The following is a 20,480-nucleotide window of genomic DNA, read 5'->3' as shown; positions in this document are numbered from 1 at the left end:
TACCAGCCACATACTTAAGTGCATTCTGTACAACTAAATCACTAAGTTTATCGCCGAATATCCATTTAGCTGTATTTGGTACAACTAAAATTCAACTATACACGGATTCTCGCCCATTTGGGCAGATTTAGTTGTACAGACTACAGTTAGAAAAGAAACGCCTGCCTTTCGACTGTTTTTAATTGTACAGAATACACCTATCTTATGCGCTTGCTGCTTCTGCATATTTGTCTGCAATCGGTGGCCTTCTTCATTCCTGTTAGTTAATCAAAAAAACTGAACCCCGTCCCCAGGGTTCAGTCCTTTATCATACCTGTATTCTACGCCTCAACCAGCACTCCATCCTCCAGATGAAGCACCCGGTCGCACCATTCCAGCATCCGTTCGTCATGAGTCACCATTACGGCGGCTTTGCCTTCGCTGCGCACTTCATCGGCGATCATCCGCACCACTTCGCGGCCACGGCTGTAATCCAGACTCGCCGTCGGTTCGTCGGCGAACAGAATCGCTGGCTTGTTCATCCAAGCCCGGGCAATGGCCACCCGCTGCTTCTCGCCCCCGGACAGTTGTTCGGGGTAATGGTTGCGGCGTTCCCAGATCTCCAGCCGCTTCAGCAGATAGGCGGCCCGCTCCTTCGCTTCCTTCTGGCTGAGCTTAGCCAGCTTCGCCACGTAGAGCAGCTGCTCCTCTACCTTCAGGAACGGCAGCAGCTGCGCACTCTGGAACATGAACCCGATTCTTTGCAGCCGCAGCTCGGTCAGTGCTCCCTTGTCCTTGTCACGCAGCGATTCACCGTCCAGGAGAATCTCTCCGCTGGTAGGCGTGAGGAGCGCACCGGCTGCGGAGAGGAACGTGCTTTTCCCGGACCCGGATGGCCCCAGCACGGCAACGAATTCGCCTTCGTTCACCGTAAGATTCAGACCATTCAAGACGGTCATCGCTCCGTCCCCATCCCCATAGGTCTTGGTTACCTGCTTCATTACCAGCTTCGCACTCATGCTCCAGTCCTCCCTATCGCTTCCAAGGCATCCACCTTGGCTACTCTTGCTACCGAGATCAATGAACCCAGCAGAGACATACCGATGAACAGCAGGCTCGTCATTGCTATCGTCTGTCCATCCAGCTCGAACGGCATACTATCCGGCAATCCCATATTCATTCCCAGTGTAAGCAGAATGCCTAGCACCAGACTGGCGACAGACAGCAGCATCACTTGACCGACTACACTCCAGGCCAGATAGGACATCTTGGTCCCCATCGCCTTCAGAATGCCGAATTGGCTGGTCTTCTGAATCGTAATGACATAGAAGAATACAGCAAGCACTACGGCGGCAATCACGAACAGGAAGACAATCATCATCAGCAGCGAATTCTGCTCGGCGGCATAACCCGGAACGCTGGCTATTGCCTGCTTCTGCGTAATCACCTCTACGGACGGCTGCTGACTGGCAATCTGAGCGGCCTGCTCGGAGGTTACATCGAGAGCGATCACGTTATAAGGCACCTTGCCTGTGCCGCTGCCCTGAACCGCCGTCCCCTGCTTCATCGCCTGCCAGTCCAGCTGATTAATATAGACCACCGGCGTATGGCTGTAAGAGGTGTCCTTCACGAAGCCGGTAACCGTCCAGCTCATGCCGGACGCCTGATCACGGATCGTACTGCCGAGTGTAACGCCGGACTGCTCCAGCTTGGCATCCACAACTGCGCTCCCTTGCACCTCATTGGTGAATCCGGCGCCTTCCGTTACTTCAGGAGCCAGCATCCCCGTCATATCTACGGCAAAAAACGTGATATCCGCCTTAACCTCGGCACCGGCGGCCGTAATCGTGCTGGTCTGTACCCCAAGCGGAGTCGCCTTGGCCTCTCCGGCTACCGACCGGGCAGCCGCAAGCTCCGTATCGCTTAACTGTGAACGTCTGAAGGTATGCTCCGCGTCACTCTGCACGGCAAAGTAGTTGGCGGGCATATTTTTCAGCGCCGAAATGTTGGCATAAGCAAGTCCTCTGGCCAGGCCCGTAACGAACAGAACCAGGAACGAGACCAGCAGCATAATCACCATAATGAGACTGTAGCGCGCTTTGGAGTGCCTCATCTCCCGAATTGCCAAGAACATATAACCACTCCTTCTAATCTGTATATCCACAGTTTAGAGAGTGAAGATGAACGGAGTATGAATAAAGAATTACACAATATAGATTGAACTAAAGGGCTTTAAGTTTTGGGATTGCCGTGACTCCAGAGAAGTTTTGGACTTCCGGCCGCTGTTGTATTTGAATTTCCAAATTGAAACGCTCTTCGCGGTAGAAATTCAAATACAAAGGCGGTCGCTTCCGCTCCTCCAGTTCCAAAATTCCCCTCCGCCACTTTTCCTTTAACTTTAAATTATTAGTTCAACCTATATAGCGGCAGGGTGGCAGGGCAGAGTGACAGTGAACGTAGTTCCTTCCCCTACTGTACTAGTCACCTCGATGGTTCCGTTGTGTGCATGGATAATCTTTTGGGCAATCGCCAGCCCGAGACCGCTGCTGTTACGTTCACGGGAGCGCGACTGATCCACCTTGTAGAACCGGTCGAAGATCATCGGCAGCTGTTCCGCCGGGATGCCTGCACCGTTGTCAGTTACTGTTACAATACAGTGTTGGCCCTCCACATGTGCTGCGACGCTGATCGTTCCTCCCGCCGGAGTGTATTTGATCGCATTCGTTACAAGATTCATCCACACCTGATAGAGCAGATTGGAGTCGCCCGCAAGGGTAATGTCCCCGGCATGCAGCCGCACCGCCAGCTCCTTCTCCGTCAGATGCCATTCCATAATCTGAATGACCTGGCGCAGCTGGGCACGCAGATCGAAGCTTCTCTTCTGCAGGGCATTCTCATCATAATCCAGCGAGGATAAGGTGAGCAGCTGCGTGCTCAGCATGGACAACCGCCGGCTCTCGTCGCCGATGATGGACAGGTACTCCAGCCGCTGGGCTTCCGGCAGGGCACCGTCCTGCAGCGCATGGGCGAAGCCCTGGATAGAGGTTAACGGAGACTCGATCTCATGCGAGACATTGGCGACAAATTCCTGCCTCGCCCGGTTCGTGCGTTCCAGCTCCCGGCTCATTGTCATGAAATGGGAGGCCAGCTGGCCGATTTCGTCGCGGCGTGCGGTGTACAGCTTAATGTCGTAGCGGCCCTTGGAGATTAGGAGTGTGGCCTCGGTCAGCCGGGTGATCGGTTTCACCACATGCAATGCACTGATCAGCACAAACCCCAGACTCAGCAGAATAATAACCACGATCAGCACGCCGAAAAAGATCCGCAGCTCCCCAAACTGCACCTGCGCATCCGGACGCATGAACAGGGCATAGGTCTCCCCGTTGATATGGACCGGCACGCCAATGGAATTACTGAGCTGATTATCGAAGAAGCCTGTCACGAACAGCTGGCCGGGGAAATTCCCCACACCATGGTAGATCTCGCCGCCCAGCACCTTGCGCAGCGCCTCTTCCTTGAGGTCATTCTTGCGGAAAGGCAGGCCGTAGAAGCGTTCCTCTCCATTGGCATTGACCAGATACATTTTATACCCCAGGGAAGCAGTGCTCAGGAGATATTCTTCTACCGCATCCGGGTGATCTTCAATAAACTGCTGCAATCCGGTCGCCATCCGGGTCAGCTTGGCGTCATTCTTCGGCTTGATCCGGGACTGGTAATAGAGGTTGGAGGCCAGAAATCCCAGCACACTGCTGATCATAATCACCGAGCAGAAAATAATACTCATTCGTACATAGAGCGATCTCATGCGTTCACCATATCCACTTTGTAGCCGATCCCCCGGACCGTGCGGATGGTGAAATCGTTCTGGTATTCGCTGAACCGCTGGCGCAGGCGTTTGATATGCACATCCACCGTCCGCTCGTCCCCCTCGTAATCCGCTCCCCACACCAGCTCAATCAGCTCACTGCGCGAGAACAGGCGTCCCGGATATTGGGCCAGCTGGGCCAGCAGCTCGAACTCCTTCACCGGCAGCAGCAGTACCTCCGTTCCGTCACTAATCTCGTAATTCTTACGGTCTATCACCAGTGAATTCAGGCGGATCCGATCATCAGAAGCGATGGAATAACGGCGGAACAAGGCCTTGATGCGAAAGATCAGCTCCTCCGGCTCAAAAGGCTTGGTCACATAATCATCCGTCCCGTGCAGATAGCCCTGCTCCTTATCGCTAAGCTGCTGCCGGGCCGTTAGCAGAATGACGGGAATGTCATAGTTCTCCCTTATGTAGGCGCACAGCTCCAGTCCGTCCATATGCGGCATCATCACATCCACCACTGCGAGATCTACCGTCTGCTCCTTCATCCGGGCCGCTGCTTCCAGCCCGTCTCCGGCTTCTACAGCCTGATATCCCTCTCTAGTAAGCACATGCCGCAGCAGCGTGCGGATATGAACATCGTCGTCGGCTACCAGTATCTTTTTCAACTTAAGTACGCTCCCTCCGGCTTGCCTGATCAATGTCATCATACTAGCAACAAACCCTGTTTAAGACAATACACCCTACACGATAAAAGGCAGAATGCTCTCCCTGAGCGGGGTAGCCGGTCTGCCCATCAGCCGCTCCAAATCCCTGGAGGTGGAGGCAGTATCGAGCGTACGGAGCCAAGCGTAGATCCAGTGCTGAATACTCGCATCTTGAACATGTACAACCGGCTTCCCCGCAATCTCTGTCAACAGGCCGGCCAGATCCGCGAGATCCCAGGTCTGAGAAGCTGACAGCTCAACCACATGATTGCCGGAATCTCCTCTGCCAAGTAGAGCAGCCGTAGCCTCAGCCAAGTCTGCCCGCGTTACCGAATTGAAACGCCATTCTCCCGGTGCCGTAGCCAGCACTCCACTGGAGACTGCTTCCTTCAGCCCCATCACCCCTAAGAAATCCATATACAATCCGTTTCGCAAAAAGGTATAGCCCAGCCCTGACTCCAGGATTGCCTGTTCGGTCAGTATGTGCACATTCTTCGGCTTACTCTGATCCGTACTCTGCTGAGGAAAGGCAAAACCCGTATACAGCAAATGCTCTACCCCGCCTCTCTTCGCGGCATCGATGACCCGCTTATGCTGGGCAAGACGTACATTATCATCCGCATGCGAGCTGGAGATCAGCAGCAGCCGGGTAATCCCGCGGCAGGCTTCCTCCAGTGATTCCGGCTGATCATAATCGGCATAACGGACTTCAATCCCCTTCTCCCGGAAATCAGCCGCTTGCTCCATTCTTCGAATTCCCGCAACAATCTGTCCGGCCGGGAGACGCTGGCGTAACTGCTCAATAATCAGACTCCCCAGCTGTCCGGTGGCTCCAGTGATCATAATTGTCATATACGATAACTCCCTCCTGTAATGTAAGCATCACTTAAGATGTGAACTCGAAGCTTAGTCGTTGCTGCGGAGAACCTTTGGACTCCCGGCCGCTGTTGTCAGCCGCCCAGCTTGTTCAGCAGCTCCAGCAGCACACGCTGCTCCGCTTCCTCCAGCCGGTTCATTACAGCCGCGACCGCTTCCCGGTTCCCCGGCAGTTGTTCCATAAGCAGGCGCCCGCCTGCTTCCGTCAGCGAAATGACTGTCTTACGCCCATCCTGCGCATGACCGGCCCGTGTGATATAGCCATCCTTCTCCAGCGGAGTCAGCAGCAGGCTGATATTGGCCTTGGTTACCCCAATCCTCGCGGCAAGCAGCGAAGGCAGCATCGTTCCCCCGTGCTTCGCGATCTCCACGAGTACACGGATTCTGGCCCCGTTAAGCCCCTGCGCCTGCCAGTATTTCTCGGAGACGGCTACGGTGCCTGCTGTCGCTCCCACCAAGGCGAAGAACACCTCATTGGCGAGCGGCAGCTCCGTCACAAACTTTTGTAAATCATCCATGAACAGTGGTCAACTCCATTTAGTTAATAGCTTAACTATTTTTACAGACAGAATAACAGGTTCCGCCAGGATTGTCAAAGGCATAGCGCTGCTCTCCCCATATCCATACGAAAAACCCCCTGTCCTTCACGGGGAAGACAGGGGGCTCATAATCCAGCCAGATGCAGTATTCTGTTAGATTAAGACAGGCTTAGCCGCAGATGGCACCGTTTCTTCACCATAGCTCATGCTGCCTTCCAGCACAAGTTCCAGCTTGATCAGCTCCGAGCGGCTGGCCAGCCGGATCGGCGGTCCCCAGGTTCCGTAGCCGGAAGAGACGATGACATGCAGCTTGTTTTTGAGCAGATAACCCCAATCCAGCTCGAACAGACGCCGGGTAATCCAGTGGTTCGGTGCAATCTGCCCGCGGTGGGTATGTCCCGACAGCAGCACATCCACTCCAGCCTGCGCAGCGATATCGAAGCCGGTCGGCTGATGATCCATCATCAAGATCGGCTTGCTGCGGTCAAGTCCCTCCAGCAGAGCCTCCACGCTGAGCCGTCCACCGGCCTCCATGGCTTCCGCAGTCTTGTCTTTGCGCCCTACCACGTAGACTCCCGATGTCTCCACCACTTCATCCTGCAGCACCTGAATGCCGACGCTCCGCATAACCTCCGTATACTGAGCAATCGAGCCTCCATAATATTCGTGATTCCCCAGCACGGCGTAGACCCCATAACGTGCCTTCAACTGCTTCAGCTGCTGCTCCATCCCATTACGGAGAAAAGGCTCAATGCTGTCATCCAGCACATCTCCGGCCAGCAGAATGATGTCCGGGTTCATCGCGTTCATCTCCCTCACCATTCTGCGCAGGTGGCGGTTGCCGACAATGTTGCCCAGATGCAGGTCGGAGGCTACCGCTACCGTGAGCGGAACGCTGGTTCCGATGGATTTTTCCACCTTGAGCTGGTGGGTCCGCACCACAGTACTCCAGGCATTGCGTGAACCCCAGATCAGGAAGACGGCGAGCAGTGCTAGCACTGTACTACCTGCTTCCGTCACGTATGCGGAGAGATTCGCGCCAGTGAGCGCCAGCACACCATAGAGCAGATCGGCCAGCGGCAGCATGATCACGGCGAACTCCATACAGGCCAGATAATAAGAACCGATTACTTTGAACAACCTGCCTACCGGTCTCAGCGCCTGCGGCAGGGGGATCCGGCCAATCATATAAGAGAAGGAAATGACAAGAAAGACCGTCCAGTACACAGCCCCATTCATCCCCGGCAGCCATGCCTGAAGCAATATAGACAAATGCCATCCAATGTAGACATTCACCAGTCCAAGCACCAGCACCATGACCGCAGCCCCGGCCAGCATCCGCATGTTTTTCACTTCATTCCACTCCCTTAAAGTAAGTTTCTATCCTATCTACTTCAAATCATAACACAAAGTGTTCACCGGGTATAAACTGTGCCGTCAACCTGTGATAAACCCGAGTTCTCCTTGGACAAAAAGGAAAAAGAAAGACAGCCCTGCGGCTGCCGTTGATGGAGTACGTTGAACATCAGATTTAAACGTGTGAGATTTACTTTTAACTCATCACTTGCTGAAGAATTGCTATGCCTGATTAGGGTGCAATGGATAGGCTTAATTGCAATTTGTACAAGCCTGTTGATTAGCTAAAAAAAGGTAGAAAAAAGGCCGCTCATTCGGTAAAGTGTTTGTACCCCTACAAACATCCGAAACGAGGCGACCTCATGAAAAAGTCTACTTCAATCTCGAACATTCTGCAATCGGTGATTCCCGAAGAGAAACTCTCACCGTTTCTTCAAGAACTTGAATATGTCGATAAAGCAAGGAAATTCACCGTCTATGACCTCTTCTTGTTCTTGGCGGAGGCTTCGTTCCAGCAGTGGAAGGGGTATCGGGATGGTGAAGTACGCATGGTTTCAAGCAGCCTCAGACCCGTAGACCATTCTACGCTCTCGAAAAAAGCGAAGAAGGTTCCCTTCGAGCTTTTTAAGCAACTGCTGAACCTCATGATCGATCGGTGTAATCGCTCGACCCGAAGACATTTAGGGATTCCCAAAGCGTTACTGCTCGTCGATTCCACTAAAATTACCGTGGGTAAAGGGCGGCTTCCTTGGGCTCTGCTGAAAGGCGAACGAGCGGGAATTAAATTGCACGTGTCGGTAGTGGCCGATGAAGGCCGGCTCCATAAGGTGACCGAGACCACAGGGAATTCCCATGATTTCAAAAGCTGTCCCGAGGTGACCGACAAGCGGTTTATTCTCGTAGCTGATCGGGCGTATAGCGGTTACAAACGATTCGATGACTATCTGGAGCGGCACCAATTCTTTGTTATTCGGCTTCGGGACAACACGCTCTTTCACTCCCCGGTCTCCCGAACGCGAAGCGAACCCTTCACGGGAACACTCGAACAAGATTTCACCTGCCAATTGGGAAAAAAACAAGGGCTTTCCAAAAATCGTTTTCGCGTGGTGATCCTAAGAGATCCGCAAGGCAATCCGGTGATCCTTGCTACGAATCTGCACTGGCACTCCGCCGAGCGGATTGCAGAAATCTACAAAAAGCGGTGGCAGATTGAAGTGTTTTTTCGCTGGATTAAGCAGCACTTAAACATTCCAACCTTATTTGGGACCACACCAAACGCTGTGTACGGCCAGTTATATACGGCTCTACTGGTTTATGTGTTATTAAAATTCCTGTTTGACGAAGGGAATGCAGGGGTGCATTGGAGCGCAAAACTAACGTTTGCCGACTTTGACCGCTTATTTACGCTGCAATGTTTACCCGTAGAATGGATTACCTTTTTCGCTAATGATCTTGCATTCCCATAATTTAGCTAATCAACAGGCCTGCAATTTGTACAACTAATTCGCCGGATGTGCCACCAAATCTCTGTTTAGCTGTATTTCGTGCAACTAAAATACATATATACCTGGATTTTTGCCCATTCGGGCAGATTTAGTTGTACAGACTACAGTTAGAAGGGGAACGCCTTCCGTTTCACTGTTTTTAATTGCACAGAATACACTTATCTCTGACATGTCTCTGACTTGGCTGTCTCAATACGGGAATGCGCTCGTCGCTCAGCGCCTTCATCCGGACATCATAAGCCATTTGTGCTGCCGCGTCCTGGCTCAGAAACTCCAGCGTATCCATCGCTTTATTCAGCATCGGCTCTTTCTAAGCCAAGGCTTCCACCATCCTCAATCTGGTCCCTTCCAGCCGTTCCCCGGCCCCATCCGGGTGCAGCGGTTCTCCCCACTGTAGCCCATCCCCCTCATACCGGGGCAGCACGTGCATGTGGTAGTGGGTCAGATCGTTGAATTTCCCGCCATCAGCAATGATTCGGATCCCGTCCGGCTGGTACAGCCGTTTGAGCAGCGCAGAGAGCTTCTGTGAAGCGTCCATAACGGCATGAGCAGTTTCCGCATCCATCTCATCGACGTCCCAATAGTGCTTTTTCGGCAGAATCAGAGTATGGCCTTCATTGAAGGGATCGATATCGAGTACACAGGTGATATATTCATTCTCATAGACGATATGCAGGCCGGGTTCCACCCCGTTCGCAATTCTGCAGCCCAGACATTCCACTTTGGTCTTCTCCCTTCTAGACCGCCCGGTTGCCCTTGGCCGCGATGCATTCACCGATTAGCTTATCGCATTTGTGAATATGATTGATCAGCCAGTCCGTCAGCGTCCGGTTCAGCTTGATGGTGGATAACACGGATACGCCCTTGGTCTTAATCGTCTCCTCCAGTTCCAACACCGTCTGCACGAACTCTGCGTGCGTCTTCTGATGCTCCGTCAGCTCCGGGAAGTCGATATCCTTCATCAGTTGCTCTTCATTGCCGAAATGCTCCACGGTATAGTCCTTGAGGAACTTCAGCGTTTCTTCGATTTTTTCTTTGCCCTGCTGGTTGCTGCAGGCTTCAAAAAAATCATTCAGCTTCACCAGCAGCTGTCTGTGCTGACAATCAATCTTCTCTACTCCGATATCATACGAATCCTTCCAGCTAATCATAAGCTCACCCTGTCCTTTTCCATAAATTACATATTCAAAACATAATTTATTGTCCGCTTTTCCCCATGAATGTTCTATTAACAACATCACAGGGCGGCTGGCCGGGCAAGAGCTTGTCCACTAATTCAGCTTTGCATTTCTCTCAGAAAGGAGTACTATATGTGCAGAGTTATCGCCAACTTACTGTTGAAGGAGTCATGTGCCATGTTCCGTAAAAGAAGTCAAACCCCACTCATCACCCGCAAATTCTCCGGCATCGGCTGGACGCTTAACCCTGCTCATCCGCTAACTTGGGTAGTAGTGACAGGGCTACTGGGCCTCAGCATTTACTTCGCATTCTCAAAATAAATTCCACTCAGGATTATACCGGTACAGCTTCGACGGGCGGTGTCCGGCATCCCGGGTGCTCTGATCGGTCTCGATGACCCGTTCTGCAATTTTGCGGCGGAAGGCGGCGGCGAGCAGCTCCTTGCCGAGAATGATCTCATACACACGCTGCAGCTCGGACAAGGTGAACAGCGGCGGCATGAGATTGAAGATGATATCCGTATATTCGGCTTTGCCGCGCAGGCGTTCAATCGCATATTGAACCATAAGCAGATGGTCAAAAGAAAATCCCGAACTGCGCACAATTTCCCGCTCCATCCTGCGGACATGCCCCTGAATAGTCTCGGTCAGCTTGACCACCCCGCTAAGCTTCTCCTGCTCACTCTCCAGAATAATCTCCACCAGTGTCTCCTGCCGGATATCCTGCTCCACCACCTCGCGGCGCGTCTCGATCACACGGTACGAAACCTCGAACCAGGCAGCATCGGCGGCATCATCCCCGGCCTGAACCGTCAGCGACTTGCGATCCACCAGTGCCATATAAGAACAGCTGATGACCCGCATCCGCGGATCACGCTCCACATCGCCCCACGTATATAATTGCTCCATATATATATTATCGATATTCGTCTCGCTGTACAGCTCCCGGCGGGCGGCTTCCTCTACACTCTCGTTAATCCCTACGAATCCTCCCGGCAAGGCCCATTGTCCCAGAAAAGGATGCTCCCCGCGCTGAATCAGCAACAGCTGCAAGGACTTCTCGGCCAGCTTGCGGTAGTTATCCTGCTCCTGCTCCATCACGGTGAAGATCAGCATATCGACAGTAACAGAGGGCCGTTCATAGCTTCCCGGCTGATAATTCTTCAGGAATTGCTCCTCGGTTAAGCCGTTGGGGTCAGTGACCGGTTGATTTGGCATGGATATTCTCCTTGTCTTGAATCGATTAATAGGAATCGGTTGTTAATAACATATTGATATTATATACATGTTGCTGGAGTGCGGGCAAGTCTGCCGGGAGAAAGCACAATTTTATCCATACTAAAAAAAACAAAAAATTGCCCTACCCGAAAGCAAGGCAATTCATGTAACCTATTCTTACTGCGCACCTGTTGATCACATCGGTTCAATATGGACAAGTACGGTAGCGACCTGATGCCGGTCCTTAAGTTGATCTTCGATCTCCTCTGTAATATCGTGGCTCTGTACCACATTCAGATTGGAATCCACCAGCACAGTAGTATCCACAAGTACATTATTGCCGTGAATCCGGGCCTTAATATCCTTAATAGACTCAACGCCTTCGATCTCAGCCACCGTCTGCTTCATCAGCTCAAGCTTACCGGCATCGAAGCCGTCGGTGAGATCATGTGTAGCTTTGCGGAAAATATCCCAGGCCGTCTTGCAGATCAGCAGTCCGACAATCGTGGCTGTGAGCGGGTCTAACCAGGGAATTCCGAACTGTGAGCCGATAATGCCGACGAATGCCCCCATGCTGACCAGCGCATCCGAGCGGTTATCTTGCGCCACCGCATGCATGGCATTGCTGTTCAGGTTGCGGGCAAGCCTGATGTTGTACCGGTATACTGCGATCATCACCACAGCACAGGCAGCTGCCGTCCACGCGGCAATCAGATCAGGGGTCTCCAGCGCAGGCTGAATGAATTTGTTCACACCCTGATAGAGCACTTGAAAGCCTACAGCAATCATGATAAAAGAGGCGACCAGTGCGGCAACTGTCTCTGCTCTGAAATGACCATACCCATGGTTGGAGTCCGGGGGTCTGCGGGATATTCTCAGCCCGGTCAAAATAGCCAGAGAAGCAATGATGTCGGTGCTGTTATTCAGCCCGTCCGCTAGAAGGGCCTGAGAGCCTGACACCGTTCCTATGAATAATTTGACGGCAGATAAGAGTATGTATGCTAATAGACTTAGCCATGCTCCTTTTTCACTTTGCTTGATATCGCTGTAATTTTCCAAGAAAAAGGACCTCCAAAGATTAGTATTGTTCCATACTACACGCTGACTTATGGGTGGGTCTAGAGAAACAGTGTTGCCGGACAGCGCAAGAGTTAACCCCGCTAAATAGAGTTGGGAAGCCGGAAGTAAGTTGCAGACTCCTACATTCTTTGCCCTTGTTCAACTTTGCGGCTCATTTGCTGCTGACAGGCAGGGTAACTTTTCTCTTCGGGCGTAGTCTAAATATATGGCGACTCAAGAGGCACGCGCGCACAAACAAGCGGCTCCCCCTCTTCAGGAGAAAGCCGCTGAGTGTGCGTATTATGGGTTACACTGGCTGTGATCTACTCTGCTGGCGGTGTGAACGAACGTGCTGCAAATTCTGCATCCAGCATATAGAAGGCGTTGCTGTCCGTTTCGATCCGTCTGAGCTTGGCGATAATGTTGCTGAAGAGCGCCTCTTCTTCGACCTGCTCATCAATGAACCATTTTAGGAAATAGATGGTCGCATGCTCCCGTTCATCCAGGGCCAGGTCCGCCAGATGGTAGAATTTCTTCGTGTTCTGCTGCTCATGGGCGAAGGCGTGCTCGAATGCATCCAGCATGGAGCTATACTCATTGTTCGGCTCAGGCATTGCTGCGAGGGTGGCCCGGTAGTCGCGGTCATTCAGGAATTTGTAGATCTTCATGGCATGGAACCGTTCTTCTTCAGCCTGCACCAAAAAGAAATTGGCGAATCCATCCAGACTCTCACCGGAACAATACGCAGCCATCGCCAGATAGACATGAGCAGAATAGAATTCAAAATTCATTTGTTCATTAAGCGTGTTCATTAATTGCTCTTTCATTGACAGGTCACCTCATCCTATAGTATTGATTATGCTTGATGCAGTTCTTATGTAATGTCTTGTTCATTCTATCATTCTTATCCGCCAAACCGCAATCGAAAGGAAGATTCCACTAATGAAATGGTTCAGCCGTCAAAAAATAAAAAACAATTCCCCCCGCCGCTCTCTCCTCCTGCTCGCCGCCTCCGCCTGCCTGCTTCTGGCAAGCGGCTGTGAGGGGAATGGAAGTGCTACTCAAGCTAACAGCAGCTCTTCTCCGCCAGCGGCTTCAGTTTCCCCGGCCGCTGCACAGACCCCTGTGGCAACCGAAGCTCCAGCAGCACCGTCGCCTGTAGCTTCGGCCACTACTGACCCCGTAGCCCGCGTGCTCGCCGGAATGAGCCTGGAGGAGAAGATCGGGCAGATGCTGCTGGTCGGCATCCAAGGCAAAACGGCAGGAGCTGAAGCGCTGAAGATGATTGCCGAAGATAAGGTGGGAGGAATTATTCTGTATTCTAATAATGTCGGCACCCTGAAGGAGCTGGTACAGCTGACCAACGCCCTGAAGAAGAGCAACGCGGGAAATCCCGCGCCGCTGTTCATGAGTGTCGATCAGGAAGGCGGCAAGGTCAGCCGTCTGCCTGATGACTATGCTGCCTTCCCTTCGAACGCTGCTGTCGGCAGCGGAGGTGATTCCGCCGCTGCCGGAACCATGGGCGAGCTGCTCGGGCGGGCGGTGAAATCCTCCGGCTTCAATATGAACTTTGCGCCGGTGCTGGACATCAACAGCAACCCGGATAACCCGGTGATTGGTGACCGCTCCTTCGGCAATAGCGCAGATCTGGTAACCCGGCTCGGTATTGCCGAGATGCAGGGGATGGAGCGTGAAGGCGTAATTCCCGTGGTCAAGCATTATCCCGGCCACGGTGATACCTCTGTGGACTCCCATCTGGAGCTGCCCGTCATCAACAAGACGGAGGCCCAGCTGGCAGAACTGGAATGGCTGCCGTTCCAGGCAGCCATCAAGGAGAAGGCCGATGCTGTAATGGTGGCCCATATTCTATATCCGAAGCTCGACCCGGACAAGCCTGCCTCCCTGTCCCAAGTGATTATCGGCCAGCAGCTCCGCGGGCTGATGGGATACGAAGGAGTAGTCATTACGGATGACTTGACCATGGGCGCAATCATCTGGAATTACAGGCTCCCTGCTGCGGCAGTAGAATCCGTACTGGCCGGCAGCGATATCCTGCTAGTGGCCCATGAATACAAGAACGAGCAAGCTGTACGCGCCGCACTGCTGGACAGCGTCAAGAACGGCAGCATCTCTGAAGCGCGAATTGATGAGAGTGTCTACCGTATTCTGGCGCTGAAGGCCAAGTATCAGTTAATGGACGAAGCAGTGCCCTTGCCTGACCTTGCCGGACTGAACAGCGACATCAAGGCTTGGCGTAAGCCGTTCATACGGTAGTAACAATACTCAAATCGTTCAGCAACAAGTGGACAAAATCAAACAGGCTGCCCTTCACTCAGGGCTACAATCCACAGAAAAACCCCAAATTCGGTAAGTAGACTGACACAAAGTTATAAGGCTTTTTAGGGTATGCAACTTTGTGTAGTTCTACTTAACCCGGTTGCAATAATGAAGCAAATTCGATTGCATTATAGTCTATATCCTTACAACGGTAATGAAGAACTCCATCGCCTATATTTTCCTAGGTGAAACACAAGCCTAAACATAAAGTCATACCTGCATCTGCGTTCATCTATACATTTAGTACTTTTTGATACATACCAATTTTGTGTCTAAATGAATCTTCTCCTCCTTCCAAATAATTGATTATGTGACGTGTTATTATATCATCATCTGGGTATCCTTTATTTACTACCCATCCATGTCGGTAGTCTGATTCAAGGACAATTACTTGTTCTGCATCTGCATTAGTAACAATAGTTGAACTATGAGTAACAATTATGATTTGTCGCGTATTTTTAATAAGTTTTAAACTGTTCACAAGATTCCTATAAATATATTGATTATCCAGATTGTCTTCAGGTTGATCAATAATAAGAGGTGTACTATCTCTGAAAAATTTACCATATTCAAAAATAAAAGTTAATATTGTTACTACTTTTTGACCTAAAGATAACAAACTAATATCTTTCATAGATGGAGGTATTGTCTTAACATCTTCTTTGGAGTTAATGTTAAACAGAAGTGAAAAATCATCCACTGCTTCAAAATAATTTTCTAAACAATTAGTTAAGCTTTTTTTATTGGCTAAAATTTTATCTCTGATTCCTCGATACACATCAATTAAATTATCTTTATTAAGATTTTCTCGCTCCTGATCTATGCTTTCAACACTAGTGGCATCTTGATTAGCATATAATATTATTGAATTATAAGACTCTATATTACGAAACTTGTTATTCACTAAAAGAATCAAAAAGTTAATGAATCCTATTTTTTCACATACAATTAGCATAAATCTTTCGATATTATCCCAAGTAATATTATAACCGAGCAAATATGAGCCCTTTCTTCTTAAGGAGAAAAATAATATTTCAAGGTAAAATCTATCAGATTTTGCTTTAGGAGAATAAACCACTTGAAATTGCTTGCTATATTGCCTGTTAAATGAATTTAATTTACTATTGATTTCTTCTTTTCTATGCTCTAGAACTGCATTTACTAAAGAGAGTTCCTTTGATAAGAATGTTCTTGTTTTAGTTGACGATAGACTTTTGAATGTACGAAGAAAGTCCTCCTTTCTTTCGAAAGGCACACCATTAAATACAACTTCTTTAATGAAGTCACCTGTTTTTTGATGATTTATTTGATTGATAATATTGTTTATTGAATAACTTTTCCGATATACATTTTCTAAAATATTGGATACTTCATCTGGATCATCTATTTTATGAAATAAAGTTTCAGTCCTGGCATGAACTACTTTATATAGTTCTAACCAATGTTGCTGTAAAATATAGTACCCTGACTTTTTGTCTTCTTCAACAAAAGATTTTTCTTCAAATATGTCTTCTGGAGTGTAATTTTTTTTCTTGACCTGTGGTATGAACTTTACTAAAAACTCAGAGTTCTCACAAACAAAATTTACTATAATGTATTCGTTTCTACATATGAAACTTAAAGTTTCATATGAATTACATTCTAGAGTGAAAATAACCTCTAATATATTCAGAACGGTACTTTTCCCAGTCCCCCTACCTCCTATAATACAGTTAAGATCATTTGAAAAATCCACTATAAATGCCCCTTCACCATTCTTGCCCTTCAGGTATCCTCTCCTTCCCGGTTCTATAAGCATTCCTTTTATGTATTTATCTGTTCTATTTGGCTCTTCAGTAAACACACAAATTTTATGGTTGTAGAATGCCTTTTTCAATGAACTAAATCCAACCCTGCTCATCTTTATCCATGTATTTTTTCTACCTATTTCATCAATTTGATGAGAATCTCCTTCATAAACTAAACAAAATTTTTCATGTGGATTTACTGCCCCATGTGATTGAAGAATTCCCAACTGTCGATCTACTTCTAAAGCTGTTAATCCTATTACATTTAAATTTTTATTATTAAATAACGTTTGCTTATAAAGACGTGTAGTATTCTTCAAATCCGCTGTATTAATGTGAGCTATATAAGCAATACCTCCCATTAAGCTAATCTTTTCAATCATTGATAAACTTGTTTCATATGTACCTAGCTCTTGAGAAGGAATATGATTTCTAATCAAATCATCTACTCTATCGAATAATTTTTCATCAAAAATACCTACTAAATGTATTTTTTCTGAACATGATATTTCAATCCCAAGTAATAGTTTAATCATCTCTTTCTTTTGCTCAGTACCTTTTAATCTTTCTATGTAATAGTTACATATTGCTCCCTCTAATTTTTTATAACCAGAAATAGTATTATGATCAGATACTACTGCAATTTCCACTTGATTTTCATATAGTTTGTGCGCAATTAAATGGTATGATAAAAATTCTTTAAATGAATTGTAGCCTTTTTCGGCAAAATACTGAAGAGAGCTAATGTCATCTAATTCTCCATTTAAATATTTATGAAGTATCAAATCTCGTTGTTCTTCATTGTAATATTTTTCGTTATAAGCAAAGTGAATTATTTCTTCAACGGTTATACTCTGGTATTCTTTATTTTTAATTAATCTATAGTCATGAGATGCTGGAGTATGAATGTGAAATTCACATTTTCTTAATTTCCCGTATTTACGACGAACATTGATGAGCTTTCTATAGTTTTGTGGTAAAGAAGTACTCATTAATTAATTCACCTCTCAGAAATTCACTAGTCAAAAAGACACTAAAAACCGAATTACATTATGAATAATTTGGAGTAGAATGTGTCCTTTTCGCTGTATAGACATTGTACCATCAGTAGGTGAGTCTATTTGTATCAAAATATGTTGAATTATAAGTTGTTCATGATGAATATCAATTTGTTTGTAGTCACCTTGCTGGTATTGTAATTGATTAGATACGTATCAAATCAGCAATAATACTATGTTCTTGTCCAGAGAAAAGGACAAGAACTTGGTTCCTTAAATAGCAAAACCCGCGCTGGGCGCGGGCTCAAATGGGACTATGTTCTTGTCCACCGACAGTTATTACTCTGGTTTATTTGGGGCTTTCAACTGCTATCAACTACTTCTAACTACTGCAGAACCACGGTGTCTCCTGCCTTCAGTCCCGACAGCACCTCTGTTTTATCGGTCGTTTCCAGTCCGGTCTTGATCTCTTTGCGTTCATACTTGCCGTTTCCTTTGTCCACCATAACGAAGGCTAGATCCCCTTCACGGATGACGGCGATATTGGATACAACCACCGCCTTCTCTTTGCGCGAAGTCTCCACATCTCCGCTCAGGCTGAGGCCGCCGATTAAATGCTCGTCCGGCTGCATGGAGATGACCACCTCGAATTGCGGGAGTTGACCAGCTGTGTTCTGTCCGGTCGTAGTTGTGGCGAACTTAGCCACCTCGGTTACCTCACCGTTCAGGACCAGATCTTTTACGGCAGTCATCTTCACCTTGACCTTCATTCCCTTTTTGATGCGGAAGATATCCTGCTCCCCGACCTGTGCAATGAATTCCACCTTGTTCGTGTCCACAATCTTGCCGATGTACTGATTGTCGGTGACGGTCTGCGGCCGTTCCGTGCTGCTGTCGAAGAGGAAGATGCCGTTCTCCGGTGCATGGAATATCGCAGTGTTGAGCTTGGCCTTCTTCTCGGTCAGCTCTTTGGCTTGAATCTCGGCATTTACCTGGTTCAGCTCTTCATTCAGACGGGCGGATTCCTGGGCAGCCAAGGCCTTCAGCCGTTCCGCTTCCGTACCCGCCGGGGTCGCAGAATCATCCTCCTGCTGCGCGACAAAAGCATTCAGCTCCCCTTCCAGCTTCGCCTTGCGGGCAGCCGCCTCCGCCGTTGCAATCTCATTGCGGAGTATGCTCTGATCCAGGGTGAAGAGCACCTGGCCCTTCTTCACCTGTGCCCCGTTCTCCACCTTCCAGGAATTCACCTTGGAAGCAAAGGGTGCGTATACCAGCGTCTCCTGCTGGTATTGCGATCTGCCCTTGATCTGCACAGAGCTGGTTAACGTCTCTTCCGTTACCGGGAAGCTGATCACCTGCATGGGTTCGGGCGGGAGTTCGGCTAGGTCATCGCCCTTGAAGAATTTGATATACCCGAAATACCCTGCGGTTCCGATGATACCTAAGATTATGATCCACTTCAGGCTCTTCTTTAGAGTCCTCTTCATTATTCGGCTTCCTTTCTAGCTTAGGGTTAGTCTCGTTTAATAGCGGTTAATGCATCGGTTCTGGAGGCGCTGATCGCAGGATAGATCCCCGACAGCACACCGGTCATAATGGCAAAGGACATTCCGACCGGCAGATTCATCGTCGGAATGAAGAAATTCATCCCGTCCCCTGCACTGCCTACCAGCTTGTTGAGTCCCATGACAATTAAATAGGAGAATGCGACACCCAGCAGGCCGCCGAGCAGCCCCAGCAGCGCAGCTTCGGTAATGAACATATTGCGGATCTGCCCCATGTTGGCTCCCAGAACCTTCATAATCCCTATCTGGCGCCGCCGCTGATGGGTGGACATGGTCATGGCCACTATGATCGAGATCGAGGCGATGATCAAGATGAATACCCCGATGCCGAGAGCCGCCATTTTGATCATATCGAATTGTTCCTTCAGCATCTCCTGCTGGAACAGATTGTCTTGGGCGTTCAGTGACAGCTTCTGAATCATCTGTTCGACCGGCTTGATGTTCGCTACATCGTCCACTTTGACCGTAATTGAGTTGTAGCTCCCTTCCGGCGGGAGAGTGAGCACACTGGTGGTGGAATTATCGAACATTAGCTCTTTGGAGAGCTGCTGGGCGGTTTCGGGCGACATATACATAATCTTCTCATAAGATGCCCGCAGATCATCCACTCCCTTGGGACTCGCCAGAATGCCGCCAACCTGAAGGGGCGAGCTCAGCTTGAACACGGGTGTTGTAGAGCTATAGTCCTGAGCCTGGATCTGAATCTGCTTGCGGTATAATTCGCTCGGCACAGTGGCCATTTTGTCATATTGCTGATACAGCTCCTGGTTGAACGGATCCGCACTCATCTGATCGAACAGCTTCTGCCGGGTCTCCAGGTCAATTAGGCCCAGTGTAGCCCCGTGATTCAGAACGACCGATCCCACCTGACCATTCGCCCCTCCTTGCTTGAACTTGTGATCGTAGGCCGACAGCTTCTGCAGATCGGCGACGATGACCTGGACATCGGAGATTTTGTTGTCAATGGTTACCATCTGCAGATATCCGGCTTGATGAAAAGGCGAAGCCGCCTTCACGTGCTTCAGCCCCTGGATGATCTTCAGCTTCTGGTCGGTCAGCTTGCCGGGGTCGAGATTCTCATTGACCTCACCCGAGCCGCCTGCACTGGCTCCCTTGCCGAGGTCTGGCGGCCCTCCGCCCGGCGTTACCATAATTTCATCCATTTTGAAATTCTGGTTGACCTGCTCGGTCACATAGACCTGGGCAGATTGGCCTACGCTCAGGGCCACAATAATGGCTGCGCAGCCGATAGATATCCCGGTCATACACAGACCTGTAACCACCTTGCGCCGTTTGACCTGTTCCCAGGCCATCCGTGAAATGTCTCTGATCTTCACGGCTTCCCTCCCTCTGCAGGATCAGCTTCCGCAGCGGTCTGGTGTTCAGGTTCCTCAGCCGGCGGATCTTCATCCGCTGCTGCTGTCTGCGGCTCTACAGCTTCCTGTTCAGCTCCTGCAGCTAATTGTTCTTCAACCTCTACCATGGTCTGCGGTTCAGCTTCCTCAGCAATTTGCTCTTCAACCTGTTCTTCTGTCTGCAGCTCAAGCTGCGGTTCTGTCTCTGCT

At 49.4% G+C, this 20,480-nt stretch carries 18 protein-coding genes; 2 read left to right on the top strand and 16 right to left on the bottom strand.

The features are described from left to right. Positions 1-320: 320 nt before the first annotated feature. The 7 genes from MHH28_RS05155 to MHH28_RS05125 all read right to left on the bottom strand — a co-directional run bounded on the left by MHH28_RS05155 (position 321) and on the right by MHH28_RS05125 (position 7,256). Positions 321-998, bottom strand: coding sequence for an ABC transporter ATP-binding protein (locus tag MHH28_RS05155; RefSeq protein WP_405112674.1), 678 nt, complete (start codon positions 996-998; stop codon positions 321-323). Next, entirely contained in the window at positions 995-2,113 is a 1,119-nt protein-coding gene (locus MHH28_RS05150; RefSeq protein WP_405112671.1) for an ABC transporter permease, read from the bottom strand. Before MHH28_RS05150 ends, MHH28_RS05155 begins: the two co-directional genes overlap by 4 nt. A gap of 282 nt (positions 2,114-2,395) precedes the next feature. Then, positions 2,396-3,763, bottom strand: coding sequence for a sensor histidine kinase (locus MHH28_RS05145; protein ID WP_405112668.1), 1,368 nt, complete (start codon positions 3,761-3,763; stop codon positions 2,396-2,398). A 17-nt stretch (positions 3,764-3,780) separates the two neighbouring features. Continuing rightward, positions 3,781-4,458, bottom strand: coding sequence for a response regulator transcription factor (locus MHH28_RS05140; protein ID WP_405112666.1), 678 nt, complete (start codon positions 4,456-4,458; stop codon positions 3,781-3,783). Between the two features lie 75 nt (positions 4,459-4,533). Beyond that, positions 4,534-5,349, bottom strand: a complete 816-nt coding sequence (locus MHH28_RS05135; protein WP_405112664.1) for an SDR family oxidoreductase — start codon at positions 5,347-5,349, stop codon at positions 4,534-4,536. Positions 5,350-5,447: 98 nt separating this feature from the next. Continuing rightward, entirely contained in the window at positions 5,448-5,891 is a 444-nt protein-coding gene (locus tag MHH28_RS05130) for a MarR family winged helix-turn-helix transcriptional regulator (protein ID WP_405112661.1), read from the bottom strand. Positions 5,892-6,065: 174 nt separating this feature from the next. Next, complete coding sequence (locus MHH28_RS05125) at positions 6,066-7,256, bottom strand: metallophosphoesterase (RefSeq protein WP_405116862.1); 1,191 nt, start codon at positions 7,254-7,256, stop codon at positions 6,066-6,068. A gap of 374 nt (positions 7,257-7,630) precedes the next feature. Here MHH28_RS05125 and MHH28_RS05120 point away from each other — a divergent pair, with 374 nt between their 5' ends. Continuing rightward, a complete protein-coding gene (locus MHH28_RS05120) occupies positions 7,631-8,734 on the top strand; it encodes an IS4 family transposase (protein ID WP_405106101.1) in 1,104 nt (367 codons plus the stop codon). A gap of 178 nt (positions 8,735-8,912) precedes the next feature. Here MHH28_RS05120 and MHH28_RS05115 read toward each other — a convergent pair whose 3' ends face one another. The 6 genes from MHH28_RS05115 to MHH28_RS05090 all read right to left on the bottom strand — a co-directional run bounded on the left by MHH28_RS05115 (position 8,913) and on the right by MHH28_RS05090 (position 13,055). Beyond that, positions 8,913-9,074, bottom strand: a complete 162-nt coding sequence (locus MHH28_RS05115) for a hypothetical protein (RefSeq protein ID WP_405112659.1) — start codon at positions 9,072-9,074, stop codon at positions 8,913-8,915. A gap of 9 nt (positions 9,075-9,083) precedes the next feature. Then, positions 9,084-9,494, bottom strand: a complete 411-nt coding sequence (locus tag MHH28_RS05110; RefSeq protein ID WP_405112656.1) for an HIT family protein — start codon at positions 9,492-9,494, stop codon at positions 9,084-9,086. Positions 9,495-9,510: 16 nt separating this feature from the next. Continuing rightward, a complete protein-coding gene (locus MHH28_RS05105) occupies positions 9,511-9,924 on the bottom strand; it encodes a bacteriohemerythrin (protein WP_405112653.1) in 414 nt (137 codons plus the stop codon). A gap of 339 nt (positions 9,925-10,263) precedes the next feature. Beyond that, entirely contained in the window at positions 10,264-11,169 is a 906-nt protein-coding gene (locus MHH28_RS05100; protein WP_405112650.1) for an NUDIX hydrolase, read from the bottom strand. A gap of 195 nt (positions 11,170-11,364) precedes the next feature. Beyond that, on the bottom strand, positions 11,365-12,228 hold the full coding sequence (locus MHH28_RS05095; RefSeq protein ID WP_405112647.1) for a cation diffusion facilitator family transporter: 864 nt from the start codon (positions 12,226-12,228) through the stop codon (positions 11,365-11,367). 323 nt (positions 12,229-12,551) lie between these two features. Continuing rightward, positions 12,552-13,055: a ferritin gene (locus MHH28_RS05090; protein ID WP_405112645.1), complete on the bottom strand. Its 504-nt coding sequence runs from the start codon at positions 13,053-13,055 to the stop codon at positions 12,552-12,554. Between the two features lie 115 nt (positions 13,056-13,170). On the opposite strand from MHH28_RS05090, the gene nagZ reads away from it, so the two are divergent. Next, entirely contained in the window at positions 13,171-14,502 is a 1,332-nt protein-coding gene (gene nagZ, locus MHH28_RS05085; protein ID WP_405112643.1) for a beta-N-acetylhexosaminidase, read from the top strand. Positions 14,503-14,797: 295 nt separating this feature from the next. On the opposite strand, the gene MHH28_RS05080 is transcribed toward nagZ, so the two are convergent. The 3 genes from MHH28_RS05080 to MHH28_RS05070 form a co-directional block, all read right to left on the bottom strand. Beyond that, positions 14,798-17,344 carry a Spaf_1101 family AAA-like ATPase gene (locus tag MHH28_RS05080; RefSeq protein WP_405112641.1) on the bottom strand — a complete coding sequence of 849 codons (2,547 nt, stop codon included), beginning with the start codon at positions 17,342-17,344 and terminating at the stop codon, positions 14,798-14,800. A gap of 392 nt (positions 17,345-17,736) precedes the next feature. After that, positions 17,737-18,837, bottom strand: coding sequence for an efflux RND transporter periplasmic adaptor subunit (locus MHH28_RS05075; protein WP_405112639.1), 1,101 nt, complete (start codon positions 18,835-18,837; stop codon positions 17,737-17,739). A gap of 26 nt (positions 18,838-18,863) precedes the next feature. Continuing rightward, positions 18,864-20,252 carry an ABC transporter permease gene (locus MHH28_RS05070; protein WP_405112637.1) on the bottom strand — a complete coding sequence of 463 codons (1,389 nt, stop codon included), beginning with the start codon at positions 20,250-20,252 and terminating at the stop codon, positions 18,864-18,866. Between the last annotated feature and the right edge of the window lie 228 nt (positions 20,253-20,480).

This window comes from Paenibacillus sp. FSL K6-1217, assembly GCF_045040735.1.
GTDB lineage: Bacteria > Bacillota > Bacilli > Paenibacillales > Paenibacillaceae > Paenibacillus_AQ.
The sequence above is the reverse complement of the archived record's forward strand: the minus strand, read 5'-3'. Positions and strand labels throughout refer to the sequence as shown.